Here is a 24,216-nt window from a genome sequence, read left to right on the forward strand (position 1 = left end):
GCAGCTATCCGTAGAGATAATTCCATCCGGTGGAATACTGAAATCAAAATATTTCCATTTTTGTTGATGCCGTCAGCCAACATAATCGTCGCGTCGGCAGGCAAACCGCCTGCATTTATACGGAGTGGATGATGAGCACGAATATCGCAGGCAAGGTCGTTGTCATTACTGGCGCCAGCAGTGGACTGGGCGAAGCCACCGCGCGCCACCTGGGCGCCGCCGGCGCCTCGCTGGTGCTGGCCGCGCGGCGCGGCGATCGCCTGGAGACGCTGGCCGCGGAGATCCGCGCCAAGGGCGGCAAGGCCGAAGTGGTGGTCGCCGATGTGAGCCGGCGCTCCGATGTCGAAGCCCTGGTGCAGAAGGCGGTCGACAGCTATGGCCGGGTCGATGTCATGATCAACAATGCCGGCCTCATGGCCATCGCCCCCATGAGCGAGACCAAGGTCGAGGAATGGGAGCGCATGATCGACATCAACATCAAGGGCGTGCTGTACGGCATCGCCGCCGCGCTGCCGGTGTTCCAGAAGCAGGGCGCCGGGCACTTCATCAATATTGCCTCGGTCGCGGGCGTGAAGGTGTTCAGCCCGGGCGGCACGGTGTACAGCGGCACCAAGTTCGCGGTGCGCGCCATCTCGGAAGGCTTGCGCCATGAAGCCGGTGGCGCCATCCGCACCACGGTGATCTCGCCGGGCGCGGTGGACTCAGAGCTCAAGCTGGGCAGCAGCCACGCGGAGAGTGCGAAGACGGTGGGCGAGTTCTACCGGCAGGCCATCCCGGCGGACTCGGTGGCACGCGCGATCGCCTACGCGATCGAACAGCCGGCCGACGTGGATATCAACGAAATCGTGTTGCGTCCTGCCGTGCAGGAATTCTGAGCATGGTGGCAGGCACTACGCGCTCCCGCGCATCAGGCGGCGCGCGGCGTCGTCTTTCGGGTCCGCATGGCCGAGGGCCGCACCTGCTGCAGCGCGCGCAGGCTCTGGATGGCGTCCTCAATGGCCTCGATGCCTTGCGTGAGGCGGTCGCGGGCCTGGCCCAGTTCGGTCTGGGTCTCGGCGTCGAAGATGGCAAGGTGATCCAGCGAGTCGACCTCGGCCTGCAGCTGGCCGACCAGTCGCCTTAACTGCGCGGTACTGTGTGAAGCGGTGGAGCGGATTGCCATTGCGGTCTCCGGAAAGGCAGGGCGCACATTCGTAAGGTAGAACGTATGCGCCGGAAAGGACAAATACTTTCTCGGCGCATGCGTGCGTTTTACGCGTTTGGCAACACATCGCAACGGGCATGCACGATGGCATGGTCCTTGCCAGCGCAAACACCGAGCGCCGGCCGCGCCGTCTCAGAAAATCTGCCGCATGCCAAGCATGACACCGAACCGCGTCGTGCCGACGGACGCAGTCACGGGGCTGCCGCCCCAGTACTCCGTCTCGCGTCCCGCGGCCCCGCCGCGCGCCCTGACCGCATCGACTTCCAGGAACAGGCTGGTTCGCTTGGAGAACGCGTAGTCCGCCACGGCGGCCACGGCATCCGCCGATCCTCCCCCGAGCCACTGGGGGGTGGCCTGGAACTGCGTGGTGACGCCGCCGCTTTGCTGGTAGCGATAGTAGGCGGCCGACAGGTGCAAGGCCGGCGTGGCCTGATGCCCGAGTCCGGCAAAGTAGATGCCGAAGCGCGCGGCGCCGGCATCCTCGTGGCGGCCCATATGCCCCAGGTAGAGGGTGGTCTTGCCGACGGCGTACGAGCCGCCCGCCGACCAGTTGCGGATGGTGCCGGCCCCGTCCGCCGTGCGCCGCTGCTCGTATGACAGGCCAAGCGCGAGCGACCCCTTCTGGTAGATGGCGCCGCCCCCGAGGGTCTGGCCTTTGCCGGCGCCGCCGGGCTGCTCGCCAAAGCCGTAGTCCAGTTGCACCGTCACCGGCCCCAGTGTGCCCTTGTAGACCACGCTGTTGTTGATGCGGTAGTCCTGGAAGAAGATATCGCCGCCGAGGTACAAGGGGTCCGACCAGAAATTGCCCCAGCTCTGGTCCAGCGGATTGAAGCTCCAGCCCACGTTGTTCAGGGCGTTGTACTGCCGGCCGAAGGTCAGGCTGCCCCAGGCGCTGGCCAGGCCGACATAGGCCTGGCGGCCGAACAGCGCGTTGTACGCGGTCTGGCCGTTGTCGGTGCCGAAGCCGTTTTCCAGCAGGAACACCGCCTTGTTGCCGCTACCCAGGTCTTCCTCGCCCTTCAGGCCCCAGCGGCTGCCGCCGATGCCGCTCGCCACCAGTTCCGCCTGGTCGTGATGCAGGCCGTCGATATTGCTGGTGTAGCGCACGGCGGTGCTGACCACGCCGTACAGGTTGACGCTGGATTGCGCGTGGCTACCGCCGGCGGCGGGCAGCAGCGCCCCCGCAAGCAGCCAGCGCAGGGCTGTCTTGTGCATTGATGTCTCCTCCGGTCTGTGGGGTAGCCAGGTGGCCGGGTGCCGTCCCCGGCTTGGCCGCTGCTTACAGGTCGAGCACGATCCGCTGTCCCCTGGCCCGGGACACGCAGATCATCATGGTCTTCTGGGCGGCCTTTTCGGCGTCGCTCAGGTACTGGTCGCAGTGCTGCGCCTCGCCTTCGAGAATGCGCGTCTCGCAGGTGCCGCACACGCCTTCGCGGCACAGGCAGTCGACGCTTGCCGCGTTCTCGCGTTCGATGGCCTTGAGAATGGTTTCGCCGCTGGCCACCTCCACGGTCCTGCCGGATTTCGCCAGCACTACCGAGAAGGCGCCGCCGCCTTGGGGCGCCGCGGCGAACTGCTCCCAGTGCATGCGCTCCCTGGGAACGCCGTGCGCCGCCGCCGCGTCCTGCACGGCTTCGATCAGCGGCTGCGGGCCGCATACATAGACATGCGCGCCGTCGTGCAGCCTGCCCAGCAGCGCGCCGAGGTCGAGTTTCTGGCCCAGGCTGTCGGCGTAGAAGCGGAAGCGGCCGCTGTCCGGCGCGGCGGCGAGCTCGTCGCGAAAGGCGCCATGCTCCGGGCTGCGAAAGGCGTAGTGCAGTTCGTAGTCCGCGCCGCGCCGCCGCAGTTCGTGCAACTGCGACATGAACGGCGTAATGCCGATGCCGCCGGCGATCAGGACGTGGCGCCGCGCCTCCTCGCGCAAACCGAACAGGTTGTTCGGCGTGGTGATCGTCAGCGTATCGCCGGCGCGTACCTTGTCATGCAGGAAGGCGGAGCCGCCCTTGGATCGCTCCTCGCGCCGGACACCGATCTGGTAGCAACTGCGGTCCTCGGGCGAGTTCATCAGCGAGTACGCATTGCTGTAGCGCTGGCCGCCGGCTTCCATCTGCACGATCACATGGCCGCCGCCGGAGAAGCCCGGCAAGGGGCCGCCTTCCGGAAGCGCCATCGTGAAGCGCTTGATCTGTGGCGTGACGTCTTCGATGCGGGTGACGGTGACGCGCATCGACTGGTAGGGGTTGCCCATGCTTCCTCTTTCCTCAGGCTTGGTATCTCTCTCGTGCGCGGCTTACAGCGCCATGCAGAGGTATTTCATTTCCAGGTAGTCGTCGATGCCGTAGCGCGAGCCTTCGCGGCCCAGGCCAGACTGCTTCACGCCGCCAAACGGCGAGACTTCGTTGGAGATCATGCCGGTGTTGATGCCGACCATGCCGTACTCGAGCTGTTCGGCGACACGCCAGACGCGGCCGATGTCGCGGCTGTAGAAGTAGGCGGCCAGGCCATAGATGGTGTCGTTCGCCATGCGCACCACATCCTGCTCGCACGAGAAGCACACGACCGGCGACACCGGCCCGAAGATTTCCTCGTCGAGCACGCGCATGCCGGGCTTGACCCCGGTCAGGACGGTGGGCGCGAAGAACTGCTCGCCAGCGGCGTGCGGCTGGCCGCCGGTGCGCAGCTGTGCGCCCTTGGCGACGGCGTCATCGACCAGCTCGCTGACCTTGGCCAACGCCCTGGGCGTGATCAGCGGACCGATCTCGCTGCCGGCGTCGAAGCCGTTGCCCACGCGCAGTTCGGCCACCTTGCTGGTGAACAGGTTGACGAAACGGTCGTACACGGCGTCATGCACGTACAGCCGGTTCACGCACACGCAGGTCTGCCCGGCGTTGCGGTACTTCGCCTGCAGGGCGCCTTCGACGGCCGCTTCCACGTCAGCATCGTCGAACACAATGAAGGGCGCATTGCCGCCCAGCTCCAGCGACACTTTCTTGATGGTGCCGGCGCATTGCGCCATCAGCAGGCGGCCCACGGGCGTCGAGCCGGTGAACGACAGCTTGCGCACCAGCGGATGGGTGGTGAACTGCTTGCCGATGGCGACTGCGTCGCCGGTGACGATATTGAGCACGCCCGCCGGAATGCCGGCCCGCAGGGCCAGTTCGGCCAGCGCAAGCGCCGTGAACGGCGTCTCGTTGGCGGGCTTCACCACCATTGTGCAGCCGGCGGCGAGGGCCGGCGCCGCCTTGCGAGTGATCATTGCCGCGGGGAAGTTCCAGGGCGTGATGGCCGTGCAGACGCCGATCGGCTCCTGCACCACCACCAGCCGCTTGTCCGCCGTGGGCGAGGGAATCACGTCGCCGTAGAGGCGCTTGGCTTCCTCGGCGAACCACTCGATGAACGAGGCGGCATAGCGCACCTCGCCCAGCGCTTCCTGCAGGGGCTTGCCTTGCTCGCGCGTCATCAGCGCGGCCAGGTCTTGCTCGTGCTGCAGGATCAGTTCGAACCATTTGCGCAGCAGGCCGGAGCGCTCCTTGGCGGTGCGTTGCTTCCAGGCGGGCAGCGCGGCGTTGGCCGCCTCGATGGCGGCGCCGGTTTCCGCCTCGCCCATCTGCGGCACGGTACCGACTTGTTCGCCCAGGGCCGGATCGAACACCGCCACGGTGTCGCCGGAGGCGGCGTCGCACCAGCGGCCATCGATACAGGCCTGTTGCCGGAACAGCGTGTTGTCGTTGCGTTTCATGCTGGCTCCCATGGCTCAGACGGGCTGGTATTGTTTGGCCATCTTCTGATGGAAATGCACGATGCCGTGCTCGCTGATGCCGCTGCGCTGCTGGTCGACCATGATGCGGCCCTGGCCGCGATAGCCGCGCGACTTCAGGCCGCGCTGCACGCTCTCCACCAGGCGCAGGTCTTCAGGGCGGAACACGTATCGGTACCACTCCACGAGCTTCTGCTGCTCCTCGGTCAGCTCCTTGTTCAGGAAGTAGATCTCGTAGTGCTGCAGCGTGACTTCGGCGCTGGCCGGGAACTCGTAGATCACCGTCATGAAGTTGGCGCCGGGCGGCACGTTGAACATCGTGCAAGGCCAGGCCCAGAAGCCGGCGAAGCTCGGGTCCTTGACCGACTCGTCGAGCTTGAACGACTTCTCGGACGATTTGGCATGGCCGAACTGCAGCGACCAGTTCTCGTGCAGCGTGTGCCAGTACTTGTCCACCTGCACCGAGTCCGCGAAGCTGGGATGGGCCGGGCCGCAGTGGTAGCACTCCATGTAGTTGTCAACGATGCTCTTCCAGTTGGCCGGGGTCTCGGTCACGAAGCGCGCGCCCAGGTGCAGGTCGTCGATCACGGGGCAGGCTTCGCGCATGCGGGCCTGCAGGCCCGGCAGCTGCGCTTCCACCGTGCCGGCGTCCGGGTTGAGGTTGATAAAGACGAAGCCGGCGTACTCCTCGACCCTGACCGGCACCAGGCTGGACTTGTCCTTGTCGAAGTTGGCGACGTTCTCGCAATTGCGCGCATGGGCCAGCTCGCCGTCGAGCTTGAAGGTCCAGGCGTGGTACGGGCAGGTGATCACGTTCCTGGCGCGGCCGCTGCCCGACAGCAGTTGGTGGCCGCGATGCGGGCACACGTTGTAGAACGCGCGCAGCACGTTGTCGCGGTCGCGCAGCACCACGATGTTCTCGCCGATCACCTCGCGCGTGATGTAGTCATTGGGCTGGGCCAGTTCGCTGCGATGGGCGACGCAGATCCAGCTGTTGGCGAAGACCTTTTCTTTCTCGAACTCGAAGATCGCTTCGTTGGTGTAGTACGACTTGGGCAGGGTCCAGGCGTTTTCGGGGTCGGCGCAAAAGTCTGGAGCGAGCGGAGCAATGTCTTTCATGATCGTTGTCTCTGATGGTTAACGGTTAGTTAATATTTAACAAATCAGGCAAAAAGAAGACCCGTTGCCGGGCCGGCGTTTCAAAGCGTGGCGGCGGCGGACTGGTCGCGCGGCAGGGCTTCGGGCGGCTGGCCGACGGGCGCCGGGGCGCCGGCATTGCGCTCGGGCACGAAGCCAGCTTCGATGTCGTGCGCGGATACCGTGCCGTAATCCTGCAGCAGCCAGCGGAACAGGCCGAACAGCTTGATGGCCAGGATCGCCAGGAACGGGATCGCGGTCAGCACCACGGCGGTCTTCATGGTGTCCAGCGATGCCTTGGTGAACAGCATGGCCAGGGGCACCAGCGTCAGCAGCACGCACCAGAACACGCGGCTGCCTGGCGCGGGGTCTTCGCCTTCGCGCATATTCCGGGTGGTGGTGGCGGCCACCGCATAGGCCACGGCATCCACGTGCGCCGCCAGGAAGATGATCATGATGAACAGGTAGGCCGCCAGGAACAGCTTGCCGGCAGGCAAGGCCAGCAACAGCATTTCCACCGCGGATTCGCCGCCATGTTCCTTCAGGATGCGCGGCACGTCGATGGCGCCGCTGATGTACTGGTGCATGCTGTAGCTTTCCAGCGCTCCGAAGAAGAACCAGCAACCGACGCTGCCGCCGAGCAATAGCGCGTAAATCACTTCCTTGATCTTGCGGCCCTTCGACACGCGGGCCACGAACATCGCCACGCCCGGCGAGTACGACACCCACCACAGCCAGTAGAACACCGTCCAGCCACGGCTGAAGGCGCCGTCGCCGGTGGGATCGGTAAACAGGCTCATGTGGATGTAGTTCTGCAGCATCAGGCCCAGGCCGTTGACGACATTGTTCGCAGTGAACAGCGTCGGGCCCACCGCGAGCACCAGGGCGGCCAGCAGCAGCGCGCCCCAGCACACCATATGGCTAAGGCGCTGCATGCCGCCGGCGATGCCGACATAGGCGCTGAGCGAGAAGATTACCGAGACGCCGACGATCGCGATCAACTGCGTGACGAACGTATCGGGCACACCGCTCAGGCCCGACAGGCCGCGCGTGAAGGTGGAGGCTGTCAGGGCGATCGATACCGTCAGTGCGCCGAACATGGTCAGCAGGAAGATCAGGTCCACCGCCCGGCCCACGGGACCGCTGGCCTTGAAGCCGGTCACGGCCTGCACCATCGAGGCCAGGTTCAGGCCCTTGTTCTTGCGCACATGGAAGTGATACGCCATGGCGAGCGAGGGCAGGGCGTAGACCGCCCAAGCGCTCAGGCCCCAGTGGAAGAACGAATAGCTGACGCTGTACTCGAGCGCCTGGCGCGTACCGGTGGCGATGTTCAGGCCCGGCGATTGGTAGTAATAGACCCACTCCATCACGCCCCAGTACATGGTCGACGACCCCATGCCGGCGCAGATGAACATGAAGACCCACGACAGCGTGGCGTATTCCGGCTTGCCTTCGCCCAGGCGCACATTGCCGTACTTGCTGAACGCCAGCGCCACGCAGGCGATGACGCAGCCGAAAACGAACACCTGGACAAAGGATCCGAACGAGCGCGTGGCCCAGTTGAACAGTTGCGACGCGGCGGCGGCTGCCTGGCTGGGCCACATGGTCATGGCGACCACCGTGGCAGCGACCGCAGCCACGGTGCAGCCTGTCAGGAACAAGTCCCTGCTGCTTTTTGTAGTACTCAATTTAGTCTCCTCCTCCATGCGTCCGTGCGCACGGAATGGTTGACAGTTGCGGGGGATGGAGCCTTCTCCGGGTTCCTTGATGATTCTTGAAAAGTTAACCAATAAGTTACCATAACCATGGGTTAACGAAACGTAGTCTAATGAAGGATTCCGGCTTGCACAAGCGGGATTTCGCCTTACCTGCATGCGCTCCTGAAAATGCCGGGGCGGGCGTGGAGAACGATGCACTTCGTGCCTCGCTGCGCGTTCGGGACACGTTGCGGAAGGTGCCCGCGTGTCGGCGGTGTATCCTTTCGGACTCTTAGGATTCGTTACTGGCCTGACCTCGGGTGACCCAGGCTCATGTGGCCGCTACCATGACAGAAAACAGCTTTGCTTTCCGCCTGAAGGAATTGCTCGAGCACAAGAAGCTCACGCTCCAGGCCGTCGCCACCGCGCTGGGGCTGTCGCGCCCCGCCGTCCATAAATGGACACGCGGCGGCGAGATCGACTATGACAACCTGCGCAAGCTGGCCGCGTTCCTCAACGTCAACTGGATCTGGCTGCGCTACGGCGAAGAGGCCCAGCGCGAGGCCGAGTCGTCCAGCGCCGTGCCGTTGCCGTTGCCGATGACGGATGTGCGGCGCAAGTACACCGCCGAGATCATGGATAGCGAAGCCCGGATGAAACTGGCGCAGGAGGCCGCGCGCATCGTGACCTGGGAGTGGAACCTCATCACCGATGCCGTCACCTATTCGCCGAACGTGGAAAGCGTGTACGGCTGGCCGATCGCCAACAATGCCGACTTCTGGAAGCGCGCGCACCCCGACGATATCCCGATGATGGAGCGGATCTACGAGGACTCGCTGCGCACCGGCGAGCCGCACGAATTCGATTTCCGCATCCTGCCGCCGGATGGCGGCATCCGCTGGATTTCCTCGCGCGCGACGCCGATCCGCGATGTCGAAGGCCGCCTGGTCAAGATGGTCGGCATCAGCATGGACAACACCGCGCGCAAGAAGGTGGAGCAGTCGCTGCGCGATCAGCAGGCGCGCTTTCGCGCGGTCTTCGAGCTTGCCTCCGAAGGCATGGCGCTGATCGGGATCGGCTGGCAATGGGAGTCGGTCAACGCGGCGCTGACCGGCATGCTCGGCTATGCGGAGGCGGAGCTGGCGGATATCACCCTGCCGGATCTGCTGGCGGGCGATGGCGAAGCGCTGCAGGCCCTGCTGACGGGTAGCGAGGAGCGTTGCGCGTTCGAAGCCCGCCTTGTGCGCAAGGACGGGCGGCAGTTGCCGGTCAGCATCCGGGCCGCGCTATGCCGCGACGAAGAGTCCGGGCAGCCGACGCACGTGATCGTGGCCGTCCAGGCGACCGGCAAGGCGACTGGCAAGGCGACCGGCAAGGCGAAATAGTGCCGCGCCCCGCGGCGCGAGGCACGGCCAGAGCGCTTCAGGCGGCGAGGGCCTGCGCATGGCCTTGGCGCACCAGCGCGGCGATCGCCTCGCCCACGTCCCCGGTATGCGCGTCGCCGCCCAGGTCAGGTGTGCGCGGGCCCTGCGCCAGCACGGTCTCGATGGCGCGCAGGATGGCGTCGTGCGCCTCGCGGTAGCGCGCGCTGCCGGCTTCATCCATGCCTTCGGCGCCGCCGAGGAACTCCAGCATCAGCGCGCCGGACCAGATCATGGCGATCGGGTTGGCGATGGCTTTGCCGTAGATGTCGGGGGCGGAGCCATGCACCGGCTCGAACAGCGACGGGAACTTGCGGTCCGGGTTGAGGTTGGCGGAGGGCGCCAGACCAATGGTGCCGGCGCAGGCGGGGCCCAGGTCGGAGAGGATGTCGCCGAACAGGTTGGAGGCCACCACCACGTCGAAGCGGTTGGGCTGGAGCACAAAGCGCGCGGTGAGGATGTCGATGTGCTGGCGGTCCACCGTCACGTCGGGATAGTGCTGCGCCATCGCGTCCGTGCGCTCGTCCCAGTACGGCATACTGACCGCAATGCCGTTGGACTTGGTGGCCACGGTGAGGTGCCGGCGTGCGCGCGAGTTGGCCAGTTCGAAGGCGTAGCGCAGCACGCGGTCGGTGCCGACGCGGCTGAATACGGATTCCTGCAGCACCACCTCGCGCTCGGTGCCCTCGAACATGCGGCCGCCCAGCGAGGTGTACTCGCCCTCGGTGTTCTCGCGCACCACGAAGAAGTCGATATCGCCCGGCTTGCGGTTTGCCAGCGGGCAGGGCACGCCCTCGAACAGCCGCACCGGGCGCAGGTTCACGTACTGGTCGAAGTCGCGGCGGAACTTCAGCAGCGAACCCCACAGCGAGACGTGGTCGGGCACCTTGGCGGGCCAGCCCACGGCGCCGAAATAGATCGCATCGAACCCTTCCAACTGCTCGCGCCAGTCGGCGGGCATCATGGCGCCGGTCCGCAGGTAGTAGTCGCAATGCGCCCAGTCGAAGCGCACGAATTCCAGGCCCAGCGAAAAGCGCTCGGCGGCGGCTTCGAGCACGCGCAGGCCCTCGGGCATGACTTCATTGCCGATGCCGTCGCCAGGGATGACGGCAATGCGGAAGGGGGCGGGGGAGGTGGTTGTCATGACGGATGGTTCACAGTCTGGATTGGGATGGCCCATGGTAAGGAATTCCGGTCGGAATATAATCAGCCAATCCGTGAACCGATAAAACACACTTCGTGAAGAATGACCTGCTCAACGAGGACCTGCGCGTCTTCATCGAAGTCGCCCGCAAGTCGAGTTTCTCCGCCGCCGCGGAGGCGCTTGGCGTGTCGCCGGCCTACATCAGCAAGCGCATCCATATGCTGGAAGCTGCGCTTGCGGTCAAGCTGTTCCACCGCACCACCCGCCGCGTGGTGGTGAGCGAGGAGGGCGAGCGGGTCTACGCGCTGGCGCAGCGGATCCTGGACGATATCGATCATCTCTACGAGGAAGTCTCCAGCACGCGCCGCAACCCGCGCGGCCTGCTGCGGGTTTGCTCCAGCTTTGGCTTCGGGCGCCGGGTGGTGGCGCCGGCCATCTCGGAACTGTCGACCCTGTACCCCGCGTTGCAAGTGCGCTTCGAAGTGTTCGACCGGCTCATTGACGTGGCGACCGAAGGCTTCGATCTCGACATCCGCGTGGGCGATGAGATCGCGCCGCACCATATCGCGCGCCGGCTGGGCGACAACCGCCGCGTGCTGTGCGCGTCGCCCACCTACCTGGCACGCCGCGGCCGGCCGCGCACGCTGGCCGACCTGGCCAGCCACGACTGCCTGGTGATCAAGGAGCGCGACCATCCCTTTGGCGTGTGGAAGCTGCGTAACGGCAATGCCGAGCAGACCGTCAAGGTCACCGGGCCGCTGTCGTCCAACAACGGCGAGATCGTGGTGCGCTGGGCGATGGATGGACGCGGCATCGTGCTGCGTTCGCTGTGGGATGTGGGCCCGATGCTGGCCAGCGGCGAACTGGAGCAGATCCTGCCGGAGTGCGGTCAGGACGCGAATATCTGGGCGGTGTACCCGTCGCGCCTGACCAGTTCGGCCAAGATTCGCGTTTGCGTGGAATTCTTCGAGACGTTCTTTCGCGAGCGGGTAGCCTCGCATGGGGCCATGCGAGGCTGATACCGGCTTAGTCCGCGTGAATATTCGCCGCCTGCGCGATCTTGCGCAGGCGCGCGATCTCGCTGGTGACGCGCGCGCGGTACTCGGCTGCGCTGCCGTACTCCGGCTCGAAGCCGTTCGCGGTCATGCTTTGCTGCAGCGCCGGATCTTTCATCATGCTGGCGATGGCGGTCTCCAGCGTCTGGCGTACCGGGACGGGAATCCCCTTGGGCGCGACGATGGCGAACCAGGTGCTGAGCGACACGCCGGGAAAACCGCTTTCGATTGCGGTTGGCACCTGGGGCAGCAGCATCGAGCGCGTGGTGCTGGTGACGGCGATGGCCTTGACCTTGCCGCCCTTGATCTGCGGGGCCGCCGCCACCACGGTATCGACCGACAGCGGGATCTGGTTGCCGATCAGGTCGGCCATGGCCGGTGCGCTGCCCTTGTAAGGCACGTGCAGCAAGCCCATGCCGGTGGCCGCGTTGATCATCTCGCCGGCAAAGTGCGCGGTGGTGCCGGCACCATAGGAACCGTACGACATGCCGCCCGGCGTGGCCTTGGCCACGGTCACCAGTTGCTTGAGCGTATCCGCCTTGACCGCGGGGTTGGCCAGCAGCACCAGAGCGGTAGAGCCCACCATGCCAAGCGGCTCGAAACTCTTTAGCGAATCGTAGGGCAGGCGCGAGTAGGTGACCGGGTTGACGGTGAAAGTGGTGGCCGCGCTGAGCAGCAGGGTATAGCCGTCCGGCGCGGATTTCGCCACGTAGTCCGCGCCGACGATGGTGCCGGCACCGGCCTTGTTCTCGACCACCACGGACTGCTGCAGCACTTCGCCGAGCTTGCGCGCCACCAGGCGGGCGAGCACGTCGGTGGAGCCACCGGGCGGGAACGGCACCACCAGCTTGACCGGCTTGTCCGGGTACGGCGCGGCCAGCGCCGGCCAGGCAGCAGCCAGGGCGGCGCAGGCCGCTACACCCAGCGCGAAGCACCGGGCCGCGCTGCCGGTGCTATTCAGGGTCCATCTCGTCATGCGCGTTGCAAACATCTGTGTTTCCCCTTGGTGTTGCGATCAATGTGGTCGATGGGATCGAATGGCCGGCGCCAGCCGTGGCCCCTTACAAAGCCGGCCGGATGCGCCCGGCCGGATTGGCCTGCTCGAACAATTGCGCGAATGCCAGCAGCGCGCGTTCGCCGCGATACTTGCCGACGACCTGCAGGCCCACCGGCAAGCCGTCTTCCGTGAAGCCGCAAGGCACCGAGATGGCGGGATGCCCGGTGATGGTGATGCGGTAGCAGGAACGCATCCAGCCAATATAGCTCGGCATGGCCACGCCCTCGATGCTTTGCGGGTATTCGGTGTCGACCGCGAACGGCAGGACCTGCGACACCGGCGCAATCAGGAAGTCGTAGCGCTCCAGCAGCGCCTGCATGCGCGCGAACATGCGGCTGTGCGCACGCTCGGCTTCGGCTATCGCAGCGCCGTCCTGGGTCAGTCCCAGGTCGATATTCCAGCGCACGGTGTCCTTCATCAGTTCGCCGTGCTCGGCCCGCGCGGGGCCGTAGTTGGTCGCGAACGCCAGCGCCCGCAGCACCTCGAAGGCATGGTCCGCGCCGCTGAAGTCCGGCTCGGCTTCATCCACCGTGCAGCCCAGCGCCTGGCAGTGAAGAATGCCCTCCTGCAGGATGCGGCTCACCGCCGGCTCGAACGGCAGCCCGCCCAGCGTCGGGCTGACGGCGATGCGCAGGCCCTTGCCGTCGAGGCAGGGCAGCGCGGCGAATTCCGCCGCGCCGCTGGCCATCGCCAGCGGGTCGGCGGGATGGTCGCCTGCCAGCACGCTGAACATCAGCGCCACGTCGGCCACCGAGCGGCCCATCGGTCCACCCACCGTGAGCGTGTTGAACGCATGGCTGGCCGGCGTCATCGGCACCCTGCCGATCGAAGGCCGCAAGCCCACCACATTGCAGAAGCTGGCCGGGTTGCGCAGCGAGCCGCCCATGTCGGAGCCATCGGCCAGCACGACCATGCCCGCGGCCAGCGCGGCGGCGCTGCCGCCACTGCTGCCGCCGGCGGAGACGTCGTGGCAGTACGGGTTGCGGGTGGCGCCGAATACAGCATTGAAGGTGTGCGAACCGGCGCCGAACTCCGGCAGGTTGGTCTTGCCCAGCATGATGGCGCCCGCTGCACGCTGGCGAGCCACCACGGCGCTGTCCTGGGCTGGCACGAAGTCCCGGTACACGGCGGACCCGAAGGTAGTACGCACCCCGGCGCTGAGGAACGAATCCTTGTGCGCCACCGGCAGGCCGAACAGCGGGCCGGGCACGGCGCCGCGCGCCAGCGCCGTGTCGGCCGCATCGGCAGCCGCCAGCGCCTGCTCGAAGCTGGTGGTGACGATGGCGTTGATGGTGGGGTTGACGCGTTCGGTGCGCGCAATGTGTGCGCTGACGGCTTCGCGCACGCCCAGTTCGCGGCTGCGGATGGCGCCGGCCATCTCCACGGCGCCGAGGTAGCAGATGTCTTCCATGAGGTCCTGGTCTCCTTCGTTGGCTTGCGGTGCTCTCTCTCGACCCGCCGCGACGCATCAAGCTGTGGTCCGGAAGGCAGAGCGAGGTAGGGGGCATGCCATAACGATAATGGCAGCCGTCCCTGCGTTGGCGCAGGCCGTGTCGCAATGCCAACAGCGTTCCCGGCGCTCGCGGGCGGCTTCGTGCCCACCTATGGCGTGGCGCGGCGCATTATCCGCACCGCCGAGGTGCCGTTTGCGCGAGAAGGTGCCGCAGCGGCGGCAATGGGCGGCATTTCGGCACCATCGGCACCCGGGGCGGACAGAAAGCTGCTTTCTAAAATCGGCAAAGCAAATACCGTGCAGGCTTATCATTGCGCAAAGGCCGATGCACCCGCTGGCGGCGGCAGCGGCCTGTCTTCCCCACCAGCGAAACAGCAACCATGAAGCTCACATCGATCCATGCCGTTCCTCTCGCCTATTTCCTGGAAGTAGCGGAGCGCGGCTCGCTCAGCGCGGCGTCGGCCTCGCTGCATGTGGCGGTATCGGCGATCAGCAGGCAGGTAGCGCGGCTCGAGGCCGAACTGGGCGCGCCGCTGTTCGAGCGCGAGCCGCGCGGCATGCGGCTGACCGAGGCCGGCCTCGTGGTGCAGCAATACGGGCGCCGCGCCTTCCTGGATGCGCAGACCTTGCAGGCCGACCTGCAGGGCCTGCTAAGCGTGGCGCACAGCACGGTCAGGCTGGCCTGCACCGACGGCTTTGCGCGCGACTACATGCCGTACGCAATGGCCTTGTTCCAGCGCCGCTATCCCGGTGTGAGCTTCTCGCTGGAAGTGTGCGCCCCTGCCGCCGCCACCCGCATGGTGCGCGAAGGCCTGGCCGACTTGGCGCTCACGTTTGCCATCGCGGCGCAGGAGGGCATCGAGGTAGTGTATTCGGAGGCTGCGCCGGTCTATGCCTATGTGGCGCGCAAGCATCCGCTCGCGGCGCTCAAGCGCGCCAGCCTGAAGGAGGTGGTGGCATACCCGCTGGCGCTGCCCAGCGAGAGCAATACCATCCGCCAGCTATTCGAGCTGGCCTGCGGGCTGGAAGGCCTGCGCCCGCGCATATTGCTCAGCAGCAATTCGCTGAGCGCGCTGGTGGGTTATCAGGCGTATGCGGATGCGGTGTACCTGACCGGGTCCCTGGCGGTGCGCAACAACCTGCGCGCGGAGCGCCGCGTACTGGTGCCGATCGCCAGCCGGGCCATGCAGCAGCGCGCCCTGCAGATCCAGACCATGGCGGGGCGCCACTTGCCGCCGGCGGTGCGCGCCTTTGCCGAATGGCTGGAGGAGGACATCGCCGGGCGGCGCCGTGCCGTGCCGGGCCTTCCCGCGCGCCGGCGTGCCGGCGTATCGGGGGCCGCTTCGGCATGATCCGGCACCGGCCCGGTGAGCGCTGCAACAATCCCTTGTTAGCGCGTAACCGCGCTTGGGCTTTGCCTTGCCCGCTGCCTATGATGGAGGGGTGTATCGCGCGCACCGGACTGGCCGGCGTGCACGATCGTCTGCGGCCATCGGGCCAAGGAGAGCGGACATGTCAAACCACACCTACAAGCTGGTCGAGATCGTTGGCTCGTCGCCGGACGGTTGCGATGCGGCGATCCGTAGCGCCATCGACAAGGCGAGCGAAACCATCAAGAACATCGACTGGTTCGAGGTGGTAGAGACGCGCGGCCACATTGCCGATGGCAAGGTCGCGCACTTCCAGGTCACGCTGAAGATCGGCTTTCGCGTGAGCTGAGCCGCGCGGCGGCGTCCGCGTGGCTGAACAGCCGGTTAAGCACCGCGTCGGGCGCGTCGCGCAGGAAGTCGAGCATCTTCTCGACAAAGGGCGCAGTGGCGGTGCGCGGCACCTCCCGCACCCAGCGGATGGCCTCGTGCTCCTGGCCGCACAGCGCTAGCGCGCGCGCATAGTTGAACTGGCCACGGAAGTCGCCGCCCTCGGCCGCGCGGCGATAGTAGTCCATCGCCATCGCCGTGTCGCGTTCGACTTCCCAGCCGTCCTCGTAGAAGCCGCCCACGATGTTGAGCGACTTCGCATGGCCCATGCCGGCGGCCCGCCGGTACCAGTCCAGCGCTTCGGTCCGGCTGGCGGCTATGCCGCGGCCGAGCACCAGCGCGGTGGCCAGGTTGTACATGCCCCAGTCGGAACCGCGTTGCGCGGCCAGTGTGTACCACTGCGCCGCCGCGTTGTCGTCTTGCGTGGTGCCCCAGCCGTTTTCATAGCAACGGCCAGCCATGTTCGCGGCGCCGGCATGGCCCGCGTGCGCGGCGTGCTTGAACCAGGCGAAGGCGCGCGCATCGTCGCGGTCAAGCCCGTGGCCGGCGAGGAACCACTGGCCCAGGATCATCTGCGCATCGAGGTTGCCCTGCACGGCTGCGCCGCCCAGCCAGGGCAGCGCGAGGCGCGGGGGCTCGCGCAGCTTGTCCGCCAGCCCGGCGGTGCCGAGCTGGTCGAGTTCGCCCGGGGAGGCGATGCGGAAGGGGAGCGTGTCCAGTGTGTCCATGCGGGGCGGATAAAGTAAAAACGGCACACCGTGCCGCAAGGGCGGTGTGCCGTGTGCGGGCGCCGCGGCGTTTGCCGGGCGCTTGCGGCCGCTTAATAGCGCACGTTCAGGCTCAGGATGCCCTGGCGTCCGGGAGCGATCGACGCATAGTGGCTGGCGTAAGCCTGGTTGTAATAGACCTTGTCGGCCAGGTTCATCACATTGAGTTGCAGCGCCACGTTCTTGTTGATGCGGTACGAGGCCATCGCATCGAAGCGCCAGTACGAGGGTACCCACTTGTTGCTGGCTTCGCTGCCCCACACCTTGGACACATAGTAGGCACCGCCGCCCACCGTGAAGTTGGGGAACAGTTGATAGGTGCTCCACAGGCTGAAGCTGTCCGCGGGCGTGTTGGGGAAGGACTGGCCGTTGGTGGCGCCAAAGGCCGAACCGGCCCCGCCGTTGTTGCGCAGTTCGCTCTTCAGGTGGGTATAGCCGCCGAACACGGCCCATTTGTCGGTGACGTTGCCGGAAAAGCCCAGTTCCACGCCATCCACGCGCTTGTCGCCGGCCATGGCAGCAGTGCCATCCTGCATCGTGATGCGGGCATTGGTGGTTTCCACCCGGAAGATCGCCGCGGTCAGCGCCAGGCGCTTGCGCAGCACGTCCCACTTGGTGCCGATTTCGAAGGCGCGGTTCTTTTCGGGGGCAAGGTTGGAACCGGGATTGCGGCCATTGCGATCCGGTGCCAGCGCGTTGCCGTCGCTGCCCTGGGCCAGGAAGGAGCCGGCCGGCGTCGACGAGGTGCCGTAGGAGATATAGAAGCTGGCGTTCTCCACCGGCTTGTAGACCACGCCCAACTGGTAGTTGAAGAGGTTGTCGTCGCGTGAATACTCGGCGCGGGTGCTGTTGGCGGCGCGGGCTGCCTGGAACTCGGTGCTGTAGTGGTCGAAGCGCACGCCGGCATTGACCAGCCACTGCTTGTTCAGCTCGATCGAGTCGAAGGCGTAGACCGAGTTGGTGTTGGTCTTCGAGTTGGTCGGATTGTTCACGCGGCTGATCGCGCCGGCCCAGGGATCGTTGGGGTTCGGGTTATACAGCGTGGTGCAGTTGTAGCCGCCGGCAGCGCCCGGGCCATTCGGGCAGCGGTTGTTGCCCGTGTCCACGTTGTAGGTGTCGTTCTGGCTTTTTTCTTGCGCGAACTCCACGCCGAAGGCGTACTTGTGCTTGATCGAACCGGTGGCGAACTCGCCGGACAGGTCCGTCTGGTTGGCGATGGTATTGGCGGTGGAGATGCGCGTATTGGCGCGGCGCCAGATCATGTCGTAGTACAGGTTGCCCTGGCTGTCGTCGGGCTGGGTCCAGATGTAGTCCTGCGTCGTGCGTGCGATACGGGTCTGGTTGCGGAATTTGAGCGTCGGGCTGAAATCGTGCTCGAAGCGGATCGTGCCCATATCCGCGTTGTCCTTGCGGAAATCGCGGTCCGCCAGGCCGTAGTAGGTGTTGCGCGGCACGTTCACCGGCGAGCCGTCGCCGGCCACGCGCGTGCGCGGGCGGCCGTCGGTGCGGGCGTTGAAGGTGGGGTTGTTATACGGAATGCCGGTGTCTGGCGTGTCGTCAGACTGCATGTGGTAGTACGACAGCGTCAGGCGCGTGTCGGTACCCAGGCCAAACGCCACGGACGGTGCAATGCCCAAGCGATTCTGGTGGGTGGTATCGCGCCCGGCGACACCGGCATCGTAAGCCATGGCATTCAAACGGAAGGCCGCATGCTCGGCGAACTTCCAGTTGCCGTCGACGGTGGCGCGCTTGTACTCCGCATTGCCGACGCCGATGTTGCCTTCGGCGAAGCTGGTCAGCTTGGGCGCCTTGCTGACGATATTGATGCTGCCGCCGGCCGAGCCGCGGCCGTCATAGGCGCCAGCCGGGCCCTTGGTGACCTCGACCGACTCGACATTGAACAATTCACGGCTCTGCGAACCGATGTCGCGGAAGCCATCGAGGAAGGTGCTGGCCTGCGCGTCGTAGCCGCGGATGAAGGGCCGATCGCCAACCGGGTTGCCGCCTTCGCCGGCGCCGAAGGAAATGCCGGGTACTGTGCGCAGCACGTCGCTCAGGTTGGTCGAGGCGGTGCTCTGGAACACTTCCTGAGGAATGACGGTGATCGACTTGGGCGTGTCGAGCAGGGCGCCGGGCGTCTTGATCGACGAAGCGGTATCCGCCTTGAAGCCGCTTTCCGATGCGCCGTTGACGGTTACCGCCGGCAATTCGACCGCCGCGAGCTTGGTATCAGCGGATTGGGCAGCCACCGGAGCGGCAGCCACGGCCATGCCTACCGCACCGGAGAGGCGCGGGATGACGTTGTGTTTTTTGTTCTTCCTGATGACGACAGCGGTTTGCACAAAAATCCCCGATTGCTTGAATAGTATTGCGAATGAGATGGATTATCATTTGTGTTTATATGTCAGTCAAGGCATACATACGGAACGTCTGTAGCGAAAACGTTACATTTCGGCTTGTCGACGTGGTGTTGCCTGCCATGGCGTACCCGCGCGGGTGGCCACTCCACAGGCTGAAGCTGTCCGATGGCGTGTTGGGGAAGGCGTGGCCATCGCTCGCGCCGAAGTCGGCGCCGGATCCGCCGTTGTTGCGCAGTTCGCTCTTCAGGTGGGTGTAGCCGCCGAAGACCGCCCACTGGTCGGTGACGTTGCCGGAAAAGCCAAGTTCGACGCCGTCCACACGCTTGTTACCGGCCATGGCCGCGAGGCCGTCTTCCAGCGTGATGCGCGCGTTGGTGGTTTCCACGCGGAAGATGGCGGCGGTTAGTGCCAGGCGCTTGTGCTGCACATCCCATTTGGTGCCGAGTTCAAAACTGCGATTTTTCTCGGGAGACAGCGCGCTGCCTGCCTTGGTCGGCGCCAGCCCGCTCGGCTCGCTGCCTTGCCCGACCACGGCGCCGGCGGGGGTGGACGAGGTACCGTAGGACGCGTAGATGCTGGCGTTTTCCACCGGTTTGTAGACCACGCCGAACTGGTAGTTGAAGAGATTGTCGTCTCGCGCATACGTACTGCGCGGGCCGGCGCCGCTGCTGGCGCGGGAGGTCTGAACCTCGCCGCGGTAGCGGTCGAAGCGTAGTCCGGCATTCACCAGCCATTGCTTGTTGAGCTCGATCGAGTCGAAGGCGTAGACCGATGCGGTGGTGGCCTTGTGGTTGGTCGGGTTGTAGGTGCGGGTGATCCGGCCGGTCCACGGGTCGTTCGGGTTCGGGCTGTACAAGGTAGTGCAGTTGTAGCCGCTGGCCGCGCCCGGACCACTTGGGCATCGTTTGTTGCCTGTGGCTACGTTGTAGCTATCGTTTTCGCTTTTATCCTGGGAGAACTCCACGCCGAAGGCGTACTTGTGCTTGAGGGCGCCAGTGAGGATCTCGCCAGACAAGTCGGTCTGGTTGGCCAGCGTATCGGATATGCCGTGGCGCTGGTTGGTCCGGCGCCAGACCATGTCGTAATAGATATTGCCATCGAAGCTGCCGTCGGGCAGCGTCCAGAGATAGTCCTGCATGGTGCGGGCGATGCGCGTCTGGTTGCGGAACTTGAGCGCGGGGCTGAAATCGTGCTCGAAGCGGATCGTGCCGACGTCCGCACTGTCCTTGCGGAAGTCGCGGTCGACCAGCCCGTAGTAAGTGTTGCGCGGCACCTTGAGCGGCGAACCGTCGCCGGCCAGCCGCGTGCGCGGGCGGCCATCGGTGCGCGGGACGAAGTTCGGATTGTTGTAGGGCATGCCGGTGTCGGGCAGCCCGTCCGATTCCATGTGGTAATAGGACAGCGTCAGCCGCGTATCGGAGCCAAGGCCGAAAGCCACCGAAGGGGCAAAGCCCCAGCGCTCCTGGTGCGTGGCGTCGCGGCCGGGCACGCCGGCATCGTGGTACATGGCGTTCATGCGCACCGCGGTGCGTTCGCCGAACTGCCAGTTGGCGTCGGCGGTGGCGCGCTTGTAACTGGCGTTGCCAACGCCGAAGTTGCCTTCGGCGAAGTTGCCGAGCCTGGGCGCCTTGCTGACGATGTTGATGCTGCCGCCGGCCGAGCCGCGTCCGTCATTAGCACCGGCGGGGCCCTTGGTGACTTCCACCGATTCGATATTGAACATTTCGCGCGACTGCGCGCCGATATCGCGGAAGCCATCCAGGAAGGTGCTGGCCTGCGCATCGTAGCCGCGGATGAACGGCCGGTCGCCGACCGGGTTGCCGCCCTCGCCGGCGCCGAAGGCGATGCCGGGAACGGAGCGCAGCACCTCGCTGAGGCTGGTCGACGCCGTACTCTGGATCAGTTCGTGCGGGATGACGGTGATGGACTTGGGGATGTCGAGCAGAGGTCCGGGCGTCTTGATCGACGAGGTGCCGTCAGCCTTGAACTCGCTGTGCTGCGAGCCGCTGACGGTGACAGGCGGCAACTCCACCGCTGCCACTTTCAGGTCCCTGCCCGCCTGGGCGGCCACCGGCGCGGCCGCGATGGCCGCGCCAACCGCGCCCGTGAGGCGCGGGATCGCCTGCTTCTTTCTTCTGGTCCTGATAACTAGGGCGCTTTGCATGATTCTCCGTCGGCTACGGTGGATAATGAATACGAATAAGTGTCATTCGTATTCATTCCGCGAAACGTCGGAAAAATCTGCAATGTGTTCGGAAATTTCCCAAAGGCGTGTTCTGATCGAATCGGCAGCGGCAGGCCGCATTCAAACGCGGTCGCCGCCAGGGTTACCGTCCGCTGGCGCCTCAGAAGGTCCTCTTGCCGCCCTGGTAAGCGCTCACGATGCGGTTCATTTCCGCCACCAGCGCGGCGGGCTCACCGTGCAGGGTGCGCGCGATGCCTTGCATATAGCCGAGCAGTTCCTGCCTGGCGGCTTCGGCGAAGTCCATGGTCACCGCCTGGTCCTCGTACAGCAGCACGTAGGAGCGGGCAAAGCCGTAGAGCAGGAAGTAGGCAGCAGCGTGCGCCGGATCCGTGTTCGATCAGTTCGCGCGTGGCGTTCTTCACCATCACGAAGGCGTCGGTGCCAGGGAGCGAGTCCTGGAATTGCTGGAGGGTGGTTTCAAGCGTCATGGCGCAATGTCGGTTAGTGAAAACTGGGTCGGATACAAAGTGAGGGGACGCGCTGGCGATGGATCCGCGTGTCCGCTCATACGCTGTTCAACATGCGCCGCAGCAGCGCGGCACCATCGCGCCCCTTATAGGCGCGCTGCCACAGGTCATTGACCATGGCGGTGTAGAGCCGTACCGCCTCGGGCGCGGCCGTCACCGTGGCAATGCCGGTGGAGACATTGGGAAACTCCCCGAAACGGAACGGGCTGGTTGCCACGTAGGCCTTGCCCGGCCGCTCGAAGACCTGGAAGGTGACGTTGGGCATGCTGCCGTCGACAATGCCGATTTGCAGGCCGATCGGCTGCGCGTCGAGCAGCTCGATCACGCGTTCGATCTCGCGCCGGGCAGCCAGCGAGCGTTCCATGCGTACCGCCGGCGGCAGGTCCAGGCGCCCCACCAGCCCGAAATGCACGAAGCGCTCGAGCGAGCGCAGGTCGATCAGGCTGGTAATGGGCGGCACGCTGCGCGCGAACGATTGCTTGCGTTCCTCAAGCAGGGCCAGCAAGGCATCGATGGTCGCCGCCGGCGCCGGCTGCGGGCTCTCGGCCAGCATCTGCCGCAGGTGGCCGGCGTAGTGGGGCGATGTCAGCAGGTAGGAAACCGGTTCGAAATGGGCAAGGATGCGCGTCGCGCCATGTTCGAGCTGGCGCATGCGCTCGATATAGGCCACCGCCGAGCGGTAGTACTCGGACTCGACCCCCAGCATCGACGCCAGCGAAGTGCCAAGCAACTGGGCCAGCCGGCCGAGTGTCTCGATCTTGACGATGTCGCCCTTTTCCATGCGGTAGATCGCTGCGCGCGACACGCCGAGCTGCTCCGCAATGGCTTCCGCCCGCATCCCCGCGCCCAGGCGATAGGCGCGCAGCCGATTGCCGATCTCGACGAAATCAACGGGTGGGCCAGCAGCAAGGAGAGTGTCCATCCCGTGAAAATCTCAAAAAGAAGACAAGGCCTATCCTAGCACGGTCCGCCGCCGCATGGGGCGAGATGTATCACGCCAGGAAGCAATGCTGTCGGGCTTTCCCTTGATGCAGGCCTGGTTGGCCCGGGCAACGACGGCGACGACGCCGGCGGGCCCGCGAGTGCTCGGGTGTTGTGCATCAATGTGCATTTCTGGCGCATTCCTGGTGCGGAAGAGGAGAGAATTCCTGCTTTTCTATCTCGTAAATGAGACTTGGCTAGATTTTTGGATGGCATGTATATTGCAAACCGCACGCCGGGATGGCAATCCGCCGATCCTTCGCATCACGCAAGACACACAAACCACACAAGACGCACAGATAGGAGCGCCCCCGGCGCCAGAAAAGGAATCCGATGAAGAAGTCCCTTGCCACGGCGCTGTCCGCCGCCGTTACGCTCACTCTTGCCGTTGCCGCCGCGCCCGCTCGTGCCGCCGGCTATCCGGACCGCCCGATCACCATCGTCGTGCCCTACGCCGCCGGCGGCAGCAACGACATGGTGGCGCGCGTGCTGAGCCAGCGTCTTGGCCAGGATCTCGGGGTATCGGTGGTTGTGGACAATGCGCCGGGCGCCAGCGGCACCATCGGTGCCATCAAGACCATCAACGCCCCGGCCGACGGCTATACCTTGCTGCTGGGCTCCAACAGTGAAATATCCATCGCCAGGCTGACCAACCCGAAGATCAAGTACGACGGCCAGCGCGATCTGGTGCCGCTGCGCATGGTCGGCTCGCAGCCCATGGTGCTGGTGTCCGGCGCGCAATCGGGCATTCGTGGCGTGGACGGCTTCCTGGCGCTGGCCAAGAGCAAGAAGGCGGTGAACTATGGCACCTCGGGCATCGGCACGCCGCTGCATCTGTCGGGCGAACTGATCCGCGGCGCCAGCAAGGTGGATATGACGCACGTCCCCTACAAAGGTGGCGCGCCGGCGATCGCCGACCTGATGGCCAACCAGATCGAGTTGGGCGTGCTGGTGCTGTCGACGGCGCTGCCGCAGATCAAGTCAGGCAAGCTGCAGGCCATCGGCGTGACTTCGGCCACGCGTTCGCATGCCGCGCCCAATATCCCCGCGCTGGCTGAGAACAAGGCGCTGGCTGGTGTCGATATGCGTTTGTGGTTCGGGTTGTTCGCGCCGGCCAATACGCCCAAGGCGGTGACCGACAAGCTGGCCGACGCGCTCGCCCGCGCGATCAATGCGCCGGAGGTCAAGAACAAGCTGTCCGAGGCTGGCGTGGATGTCGATGCGAAGGACGCGGTCGCCTTCCGTGGGTTTATCGCCAAGGAAACCGAGGCTTACCGCAAAATCGTCAGCGAAGCGAATATCCAGGAGTAAGGATGCCGATGCCCGGGTTCTCCGGGCATCGTGCCTGCATCCTTACAGGATGCGGATCTGCTTGACCTTGAACTTCGAGTCGCCGAAGAGTTCCTTGTCGTATTCGCCCAGCAGTTCCACCTGGGTGGACGCATCCACCGGCTGGCCGGCCGGCCACAGCTTCTTGTCGATCTTGATCCGGATCTGCCCGGTGCCGTCGTCGAACTGGTAGAGCTCGTGGCCGACGCTATTGACGATTTTCCCGCGCAGCACGGCGTGCTGGTCGTCCTTGCCTTGCTCCGTCAGCGCCTTGACGGTAGTCGCCGGTACCGTGGAAGGGCCTACGTACTGCGCCTGTGCCATGACGGCCGTAGCCGTCAGAACTGCCGCGATCAGGATGCGTTTCATGGTTTCTCTCTCAAGA

At 65.5% G+C, this 24,216-nt stretch carries 22 protein-coding genes; 7 read left to right on the plus strand and 15 right to left on the minus strand.

Annotated features, from left to right (window positions below):
• Positions 1-131: 131 nt before the first annotated feature.
• A complete protein-coding gene (locus tag ACZY0R_RS08850) occupies positions 132-875 on the plus strand; it encodes an SDR family oxidoreductase (RefSeq protein WP_488858035.1) in 744 nt (247 codons plus the stop codon).
• Between the two features lie 32 nt (positions 876-907).
• Here the strand turns inward: ACZY0R_RS08850 and ACZY0R_RS08855 are convergent, their stop codons facing one another.
• The 6 genes from ACZY0R_RS08855 to ACZY0R_RS08880 all read right to left on the minus strand — a co-directional run bounded on the left by ACZY0R_RS08855 (position 908) and on the right by ACZY0R_RS08880 (position 7,786).
• Complete coding sequence (locus tag ACZY0R_RS08855) at positions 908-1,162, minus strand: hypothetical protein (RefSeq protein ID WP_488858036.1); 255 nt, start codon at positions 1,160-1,162, stop codon at positions 908-910.
• 174 nt (positions 1,163-1,336) lie between these two features.
• Positions 1,337-2,419: a porin gene (locus tag ACZY0R_RS08860; RefSeq protein WP_488858037.1), complete on the minus strand. Its 1,083-nt coding sequence runs from the start codon at positions 2,417-2,419 to the stop codon at positions 1,337-1,339.
• Positions 2,420-2,483: 64 nt separating this feature from the next.
• Complete coding sequence (locus ACZY0R_RS08865; RefSeq protein ID WP_488858038.1) at positions 2,484-3,452, minus strand: PDR/VanB family oxidoreductase; 969 nt, start codon at positions 3,450-3,452, stop codon at positions 2,484-2,486.
• A gap of 42 nt (positions 3,453-3,494) precedes the next feature.
• On the minus strand, positions 3,495-4,943 hold the full coding sequence (locus tag ACZY0R_RS08870) for an NAD-dependent succinate-semialdehyde dehydrogenase (protein WP_488858039.1): 1,449 nt from the start codon (positions 4,941-4,943) through the stop codon (positions 3,495-3,497).
• A gap of 15 nt (positions 4,944-4,958) precedes the next feature.
• Positions 4,959-6,080 carry an aromatic ring-hydroxylating oxygenase subunit alpha gene (locus tag ACZY0R_RS08875; RefSeq protein WP_488858040.1) on the minus strand — a complete coding sequence of 374 codons (1,122 nt, stop codon included), beginning with the start codon at positions 6,078-6,080 and terminating at the stop codon, positions 4,959-4,961.
• 80 nt (positions 6,081-6,160) lie between these two features.
• On the minus strand, positions 6,161-7,786 hold the full coding sequence (locus tag ACZY0R_RS08880) for a BCCT family transporter (protein ID WP_488858041.1): 1,626 nt from the start codon (positions 7,784-7,786) through the stop codon (positions 6,161-6,163).
• 356 nt (positions 7,787-8,142) lie between these two features.
• Here ACZY0R_RS08880 and ACZY0R_RS08885 point away from each other — a divergent pair, with 356 nt between their 5' ends.
• Positions 8,143-9,180, plus strand: coding sequence for a PAS domain-containing protein (locus ACZY0R_RS08885; RefSeq protein WP_488858042.1), 1,038 nt, complete (start codon positions 8,143-8,145; stop codon positions 9,178-9,180).
• 37 nt (positions 9,181-9,217) lie between these two features.
• Here the strand turns inward: ACZY0R_RS08885 and ACZY0R_RS08890 are convergent, their stop codons facing one another.
• Positions 9,218-10,360, minus strand: a complete 1,143-nt coding sequence (locus ACZY0R_RS08890; RefSeq protein ID WP_488858043.1) for a tartrate dehydrogenase — start codon at positions 10,358-10,360, stop codon at positions 9,218-9,220.
• 95 nt (positions 10,361-10,455) lie between these two features.
• On the opposite strand from ACZY0R_RS08890, the gene ACZY0R_RS08895 reads away from it, so the two are divergent.
• Positions 10,456-11,379, plus strand: a complete 924-nt coding sequence (locus tag ACZY0R_RS08895) for a LysR substrate-binding domain-containing protein (RefSeq protein ID WP_488858044.1) — start codon at positions 10,456-10,458, stop codon at positions 11,377-11,379.
• 7 nt (positions 11,380-11,386) lie between these two features.
• Here ACZY0R_RS08895 and ACZY0R_RS08900 read toward each other — a convergent pair whose 3' ends face one another.
• Complete coding sequence (locus ACZY0R_RS08900; protein WP_488858045.1) at positions 11,387-12,391, minus strand: Bug family tripartite tricarboxylate transporter substrate binding protein; 1,005 nt, start codon at positions 12,389-12,391, stop codon at positions 11,387-11,389.
• A gap of 85 nt (positions 12,392-12,476) precedes the next feature.
• Positions 12,477-13,883: an amidase gene (locus ACZY0R_RS08905; RefSeq protein ID WP_488858046.1), complete on the minus strand. Its 1,407-nt coding sequence runs from the start codon at positions 13,881-13,883 to the stop codon at positions 12,477-12,479.
• A gap of 147 nt (positions 13,884-14,030) precedes the next feature.
• Here ACZY0R_RS08905 and ACZY0R_RS08910 point away from each other — a divergent pair, with 147 nt between their 5' ends.
• From ACZY0R_RS08910 to ACZY0R_RS08920, 3 genes are all read left to right on the plus strand, one after another.
• A complete protein-coding gene (locus ACZY0R_RS08910) occupies positions 14,031-14,309 on the plus strand; it encodes a hypothetical protein (protein WP_488858047.1) in 279 nt (92 codons plus the stop codon).
• Positions 14,306-15,277, plus strand: a complete 972-nt coding sequence (locus ACZY0R_RS08915; RefSeq protein WP_488858048.1) for a LysR family transcriptional regulator — start codon at positions 14,306-14,308, stop codon at positions 15,275-15,277. The genes ACZY0R_RS08910 and ACZY0R_RS08915 overlap by 4 nt, the downstream gene beginning before the upstream one ends.
• 160 nt (positions 15,278-15,437) lie before the next feature.
• Positions 15,438-15,644 carry a dodecin gene (locus tag ACZY0R_RS08920; protein ID WP_045235494.1) on the plus strand — a complete coding sequence of 69 codons (207 nt, stop codon included), beginning with the start codon at positions 15,438-15,440 and terminating at the stop codon, positions 15,642-15,644.
• On the opposite strand, the gene ACZY0R_RS08925 is transcribed toward ACZY0R_RS08920, so the two are convergent.
• The 5 genes from ACZY0R_RS08925 to ACZY0R_RS08945 all read right to left on the minus strand — a co-directional run bounded on the left by ACZY0R_RS08925 (position 15,613) and on the right by ACZY0R_RS08945 (position 22,443).
• Positions 15,613-16,410 carry a tetratricopeptide repeat protein gene (locus ACZY0R_RS08925; protein ID WP_488858049.1) on the minus strand — a complete coding sequence of 266 codons (798 nt, stop codon included), beginning with the start codon at positions 16,408-16,410 and terminating at the stop codon, positions 15,613-15,615. The two genes, ACZY0R_RS08920 and ACZY0R_RS08925, sit on opposite strands and share 32 nt — an antisense overlap.
• A 92-nt stretch (positions 16,411-16,502) precedes the next feature.
• The gene (locus ACZY0R_RS08930) at positions 16,503-18,719 is read right to left on the minus strand and encodes a TonB-dependent receptor (RefSeq protein WP_488859594.1); all 2,217 of its coding nucleotides are present in this window, start codon (positions 18,717-18,719) and stop codon (positions 16,503-16,505) included.
• A gap of 127 nt (positions 18,720-18,846) precedes the next feature.
• Positions 18,847-20,973 (minus strand): TonB-dependent receptor, encoded by a 2,127-nt coding sequence (locus ACZY0R_RS08935; RefSeq protein WP_488858050.1) that lies wholly within the window; start codon positions 20,971-20,973, stop codon positions 18,847-18,849.
• Between the two features lie 181 nt (positions 20,974-21,154).
• Entirely contained in the window at positions 21,155-21,298 is a 144-nt protein-coding gene (locus ACZY0R_RS08940; RefSeq protein WP_488858051.1) for a hypothetical protein, read from the minus strand.
• Positions 21,299-21,558: 260 nt separating this feature from the next.
• Positions 21,559-22,443: a helix-turn-helix domain-containing protein gene (locus ACZY0R_RS08945; protein ID WP_488858052.1), complete on the minus strand. Its 885-nt coding sequence runs from the start codon at positions 22,441-22,443 to the stop codon at positions 21,559-21,561.
• A gap of 392 nt (positions 22,444-22,835) precedes the next feature.
• Here ACZY0R_RS08945 and ACZY0R_RS08950 point away from each other — a divergent pair, with 392 nt between their 5' ends.
• Positions 22,836-23,813, plus strand: coding sequence for a Bug family tripartite tricarboxylate transporter substrate binding protein (locus tag ACZY0R_RS08950; RefSeq protein WP_488858053.1), 978 nt, complete (start codon positions 22,836-22,838; stop codon positions 23,811-23,813).
• A 42-nt stretch (positions 23,814-23,855) separates the two neighbouring features.
• Here ACZY0R_RS08950 and ACZY0R_RS08955 read toward each other — a convergent pair whose 3' ends face one another.
• On the minus strand, positions 23,856-24,200 hold the full coding sequence (locus tag ACZY0R_RS08955; RefSeq protein ID WP_488858054.1) for a YgiW/YdeI family stress tolerance OB fold protein: 345 nt from the start codon (positions 24,198-24,200) through the stop codon (positions 23,856-23,858).
• Positions 24,201-24,216: the final 16 nt, after the last annotated feature.

It is taken from the genome of Cupriavidus sp. F041 (assembly GCF_057814235.1).